Source organism: Fictibacillus gelatini DSM 15865, from assembly GCF_000430745.1.
GTDB lineage: Bacteria > Bacillota > Bacilli > Bacillales > Fictibacillaceae > Fictibacillus_A > Fictibacillus_A gelatini.
In genome coordinates this window covers 1-5,461 of the sequence record NZ_AUMP01000068.1, presented here as the reverse complement: position 1 = coordinate 5,461, position 5,461 = coordinate 1, and the positions used below count along the sequence as shown (strand labels likewise).

Annotated in this window: 6 protein-coding genes; all 6 read right to left on the bottom strand. The window is 41.6% G+C overall.

Annotation, left to right across the window (positions count from 1 at the left end; translation table 11 throughout):
- Positions 1-79: 79 nt before the first annotated feature.
- Positions 80-628, bottom strand: coding sequence for a hypothetical protein (locus H538_RS0117930; protein ID WP_026678757.1), 549 nt, complete (start codon positions 626-628; stop codon positions 80-82).
- 4 nt (positions 629-632) lie between these two features.
- Positions 633-1,652: a lysozyme family protein gene (locus H538_RS26260; protein WP_051291549.1), complete on the bottom strand. Its 1,020-nt coding sequence runs from the start codon at positions 1,650-1,652 to the stop codon at positions 633-635.
- Positions 1,645-3,549, bottom strand: a complete 1,905-nt coding sequence (locus H538_RS0117915; RefSeq protein WP_035351460.1) for a VirB4 family type IV secretion system protein — start codon at positions 3,547-3,549, stop codon at positions 1,645-1,647. Before H538_RS0117915 ends, H538_RS26260 begins: the two co-directional genes overlap by 8 nt.
- Positions 3,518-4,519: a TraC-like domain-containing protein gene (locus H538_RS0117910; RefSeq protein WP_026678755.1), complete on the bottom strand. Its 1,002-nt coding sequence runs from the start codon at positions 4,517-4,519 to the stop codon at positions 3,518-3,520. The genes H538_RS0117915 and H538_RS0117910 overlap by 32 nt, the downstream gene beginning before the upstream one ends.
- Before the next feature lie 5 nt (positions 4,520-4,524).
- Entirely contained in the window at positions 4,525-4,863 is a 339-nt protein-coding gene (locus tag H538_RS0117905) for a hypothetical protein (protein WP_026678754.1), read from the bottom strand.
- A 91-nt stretch (positions 4,864-4,954) separates the two neighbouring features.
- Positions 4,955-5,461, bottom strand: a 507-nt coding sequence (locus tag H538_RS24320) for a hypothetical protein (protein ID WP_035351457.1), incomplete at its 5' end; no start/stop codon positions are given.

The window sequence follows — 5,461 nt, the reverse complement described above, 5'->3', positions numbered from 1 at the left end:
TCCGAATTCCTTGGCTAATTCGTTCAACATGTCTTTAAAGCTGTCAACCGGATTAAAAATGCTCATTTCTTCACCCTCCTTAAATTAGTTCATTAAGTTTCAGGCTTTCCACAAGCCATTTCCCGTTTTGATACTTCATGGCTAATGTGGCTTGGTACACCTGCTTTTCCATGTTCCCATTACTTCCTAGTGATCGTTCAAATGTGATATTCACCCTTGCGGTATCGGCTGTTAATTTGTTATATTGCGAGTCTTTTATCTTCACATCCGAAATTACGCCCTTTTCTGACAGCGTAGAACGCTCCATTTCGACGTTTTCGTTATTCCTGAATAGTTTCGCATACCCTTCTTTCGTCATGAGCTTAGAAAGGCGTTTATGGGCGTCTGACGGCTTTTTGGAATTAAAGGTGAACATTTCCTTGATGAAAGTTTCGCCATCTTTTAAGACAAAATTCTCTTTATTTTGCTTTACCGCCTCAAGTGTCGCTTCCGTTTCTGTTAAATCCTTTTTGTATCCGGCGGCTTTTTCCTTCTCTTGCTGCCAAAAATCATAGAAAACAAGATTCATAATGATCGAGGCTACAAGAGCGATTCCTGCAGCCACCGCTATCCATCCCCATTTTTTCATTCGATCACCTCAAAACGTATTGTGCCGGGTTTTCTTTTTGACCATTCACATGAATTTCTAAATGCAAGTGCATTCCCGTACTGCTTCCTGTAGTGCCGCATTTGCCGATCACTTGTCCTTGTTTGATTTTTTGACCATTCTTCACAAGAATTTTTGATAAATGGCCATATACACTTTCGATGGAACCACCATGGGAAATATAGATGCGCTGACCAAATCCAACTTTCGGATTACCGGGGTCTTGCCATCCTTCCCTTGTCACCACACCATCTTTTATTGCCCTTATTTCCAGTGGCTGACGGTTGCACGAAAAGTCAATTCCTCCGTGAAATTCCCCTGGGAGCCCGGTAATCGGGTCTATCCTTACGCCAAATCCCGAGGTCACTTGTGTATTGAGTGGTTTAATAAAGCCGTACTTATTCGGCTTTACATCTGCTGCGGCAACGGTGTCCGCTTTAAAGTAGCGCAAAACGTGATCGACATAATTAGGGTCTCCGTAGCTGCCCCACCCCATTTTTGTGGCCATCATATTTGAAAAGGCCATCGCAGCCGTCCGTGAATGCCCACCGTGTTTTTTGGCATAGTCAATATATCCGCCCCCAAAATTGTAGGCTTGTAAGGCGAGTTTATAGTCACCGCCCGCGCTCTTAAGCATTTTGGAAAAGTATTTTACACCTTGCTCGATGGACTTTTCAGGGTCGGTAATGCAGCCGATACGGCCGCAAAGGCTTTCGGAGGCTTGGAACGGATCCCCGTTCCCCCTGCCCCCGGATTCCTGCTGCATTTGCGCAAGCAGCAGTGGTACATGCTTTTCTACCCCATATTTTTTGGCGTATTTCCTTACGATGGGCTCATACCGTAAGACAAGGGGGCTTACATCGGCCGTGCCGCCCCCTCCTTCGTCATCGGGCAAGTCTTCCGGGCTAACTGCAAAAAAGAAAAAGAAAATAATGGTGACGACAGCAAGAAGCGAATAGACAATTAGTCTCCAACTTTTAATCGCGATAAATCCGACTTTAATCATCGCTCATGCTCTCCTCCGTCGCATAAGGAGAAATACGCGGGTCTTCTCTGTACGTTTTCTTGTATTTTTCAGGGTCAATTAAACGCATTTCCTCTTTGGTACTGGTGATTTTGATATGAACGCGCTTTTTGCCAACCACATAAATGCCTTCCCCTTGATTTTCCTTTCGCAAAATCGTCTTTTCTTTGTCCGAAAGGCTAAGAATGTGGTATTTATCCAGATCGGCAAGGTCAAAATCTTTAAGTGGTAAAATCAATAGAGAATTGGCTTGCCCAATCATCGCACCACCATAATTTCGTTTTCCATCCGTTGCCGAGAGGAAATCCGCAGGGGACTGCGTGGCCACTGTAGCACCCCCTTTGTATTTCCGAATCCGTTTATAGACGTTGAATAAGAATTTCATCGCTTTCGGGTTATCCGGGTCAGCTAAAACGTGCGCTTCGTCTACATATAGACGCTTGTAAGGCAGCGACTTTGTTTTGGTTATATCATCCCAGAGGAAACTTAAGACGTTATACATGGCCGCAGGCTGCACCTCGGAATCGTCTTCTAATTCCTTTAAGTCAAAGCAGATCATGTCGTTATTGAGATTTACATTGGTATGGCCGTTAAACATTTTGGAAGTGGAGCCATAGACATACACATGCAGAATCGCTTTGAAATCTTCTAATCTATCATCTTCCATTTCCTCAATCATTTGATACAAGTTTTCCAATGTCGGGAATCGATCAGACGGCCGTGATTCAAACGTAGAATCCCATGTGATGCCAAATTCGTCATAAACCTTGATTAACGCTTGTTCTACAAGAGCAGCTTCTAAATTCGTCATATCCGGTTTGATTAGTCGGAAAAACGTTTTTAGCCGTTGTAATTTTTTGTACAAAAAGCTTTGATTCTCCTTATCTTCTTCCTCATCTGCGTTATTGATTTCTGTGTGCATGATTTCCAAAGGGTTAATAATGGTATTGGTTGTTGGCGAGAGGGTGATATATTGCCCTCCGACACTTTCCACCAATCGTTTAAACTCACGTTCAGGGTCAATAATATAAATCCTACAGCCGTGCATGTAATAGCGCAGCATGTCACAACTCATCGAAAACGTCTTCCCGGTTCCTGTAAACCCAATAATCACCTCATTATGGGATTTTTTACTCCACAGATCACAGAGAACAACGGCGCCGGTATCTTCGTTAATTCCTTTGACAATGCCTGTTTGTTCAAAAATTTCCGCCTCATCAAAAGGGAAATAGCTTGATAAAGCGTGACTATCAATATTCCGCCAGGTAAACTCCGGAAGATCGTTTTGCAATAATGGCAAGCCTGATTGGAAAGCACAAATCATGTTTTGTTCAGGGATTTTAGCAGTAAGCCGAACGGAATATAAGTGTTTCTCGATTTCTTTCGTCAAGTCCTCCAGTTCCTCTAAGCTTTTTGCTTGGAATAAGACGTATAGATGAACATGAAACATGGTGTTCCCATTTCCCATGATTAAGTGGTCTAACAGGCGATTGGCACTTTCATATTCCTCTTTGGTTTTACGAAAACGAATAGGCGAGATTTTTTTATCTTCAAGCCGAACCTCCAATTCCTCAACGGATTTACTGAATTTCTGTTCAACGGCTTGACTGCTGATCGGCTTAATGTGATAAGAAAGCGTCACATTGCCTTTGAAGCGATACAATTCACTAAGCCAATTCCCTTCGACATTGGTAGGGTAATCCGTTACGGCAAAGCACCTTACATAGTTTTGGCCAAGTTTAATATAGTTTTCTTTTTCATCTAAGATCGCAGGGGCGATTTTGTCTAAAATGTTCATCGTTTCAAAATCGTTGGTTAGAAAACTTTCAATTTCCGGGGCTTTCTTTTTATTTTTCACGCGCTGAAGCAACTTCATCATAGGAAACAGCCTCCTTTGAATACGAGATTATAGGCGGAACATCCTCACTCTCAATGGGCTGATGTTGTGAGGCATCAAAGTCGTACATCGTGTGCAAATAATGGATTAATTCAAGGTTTGAAACACGAGTTGACGGCAATTTCATGAGCGATAACGCTTTTTCAATCGCTTCAAGCTTGCTTTCTAAATGCTTTTTGGCACGCTCAACATTGTCATTTTTTATTTTTTCGTCAACAATTAAGTACCGTTTTCGCTGTACGACGGAATCCGATAATTCAAGGTCTCGGTTATATTCGATGTAGGCGCGCAGCAGACGTTTTTTAGGCTCATCCGTTGTTTGGTGCAACATGCGTTCTTGCTGCTTGATATAATCCGAAAGATCGACTGGCTGCGAGACTACGGTAATTTGAATGTTTTCATTGATGGCCGAACGGAGGAAGTTTTCATACCGTTCAAATAAATCTTTAATCTCTCGATCGCTCATTAATTGCGTATTGACGGTATTGACTTGGAGCATTTTGATTAGGCGATTATCGCGGGTAACGATCATATCCGAGTGAATATCTTTGACATTAATCCACTCTTGAAGGCTCTTTTGCCGCTGTTTCTGTTCTTTTTTCGCTTGCCGATCCTCTTTGCTTAAAAACATATCATAGCCCCTCTTTCTGTAAAAAAACGTTTTTTGTCTTGTAAGATAGCGAAACATATAAATCGGCTTCATTTTGAGTTGAATGTTATTCCTGCCCCACCGTTTATATGGTCGGATGTAGATTAACGCTGCGGGAATGACAAGTAAAAAAGCCGAGATAACAAACTTAGTAAGTGCAGTTATTGGGATGAAAAAAACTAAAATCGCTATGATCGACAAAGAAGGGATAAAGTATTTTAAATCAACGAGTGGAATGTTTTGGACGACCTCGAAACGCGCTTCTACGTTTCGAGGAATGAAATATTTTCCTTTTTCATCCATCCTGCTCACGCTCCTGTAGCAAGAGAAACAACCCAATTGATAATGCGTGGAGCAGTTAAGGCGATAGCAACAATAAACAGGTAAACAAGCATGGTCTTTTTAATATCAGCTTTTTCGGCAGCATTTCCGGCTCCGTAGTATTCAAGGGCTTTCCACGCTAAAGCGAGGCCTCCAATGATCGGCGCGAGCACATCTAAAACACTCTGTATTCCACCTAAAACCCGTTTGAACATACCCGCAGGTGAATCAGCACTTGCTGCAAAAGCAACAGCCGGAACAAGCCAAAAGGCAACCGTCATCATCATGATTTGAAGGCGTTGAAATGCTTTTTTGAATTTTTGCATGGGTAATAACCTCCTGTTTTTATATAAATTTATTTTATATACAACATGAATCCCATCTCCTCCCCCAATGGATGGGGAGAATGGGGCGGCTTTAGAAATTTTGTAATAAATTCTCTAGCCACTTTTGATTTTCTTCTTCTTCTCTAAGTTGTTCTGCCGATAATTCCGGCGTTTCTTCATCATGGAGCCAGTCTGGGAGCTTGCTAGATTTAGGTTGCATCGGTTGTGGCTGTACCGCTTGTTTTTGCACCCGGTTTTCTAAGTATCGTTGAATGGCGGTCTGCATCAGGTTATTAAAGTTAGACTTCACACCAACGGTTAGAACTGTATCTAAAACTTGAGCGAATTCTCCATCGCATATTCTGCTGTTAACTGCTTCATAATTCAGATAAACAACATCCAAATCAATTTTAAAGAGAATCAATCTATCAATCTTTTTAACTAATGTTTTTTTTATGATAAAAGGCAAATCTATTTGTTTAATCTGTTCAAGATAGATAGATTCTTTATTATTTTTCTTTTTATTATTTTTATCTTTAATTATTTTTCTTTCGGCTTCACGTGGTGAAGTACCCCCCTTCACGTGGTGAAGTACCCC

Excerpts from the sequence above, each read along its gene's own strand:
- H538_RS0117915 (WP_035351460.1), bottom strand. The coding sequence starts at position 3,549 with ATGATGAAGTTGCTTCAGCGCGTGAAAAATAAAAAGAAAGCCCCGGAA.
- H538_RS0117905 (WP_026678754.1), bottom strand. The coding sequence starts at position 4,863 with ATGCAAAAATTCAAAAAAGCATTTCAACGCCTTCAAATCATGATGATG.
- H538_RS0117910 (WP_026678755.1), bottom strand. The coding sequence starts at position 4,519 with ATGGATGAAAAAGGAAAATATTTCATTCCTCGAAACGTAGAAGCGCGT.
- H538_RS26260 (WP_051291549.1), bottom strand. The coding sequence starts at position 1,652 with ATGATTAAAGTCGGATTTATCGCGATTAAAAGTTGGAGACTAATTGTC.
- H538_RS0117930 (WP_026678757.1), bottom strand. The coding sequence starts at position 628 with ATGAAAAAATGGGGATGGATAGCGGTGGCTGCAGGAATCGCTCTTGTA.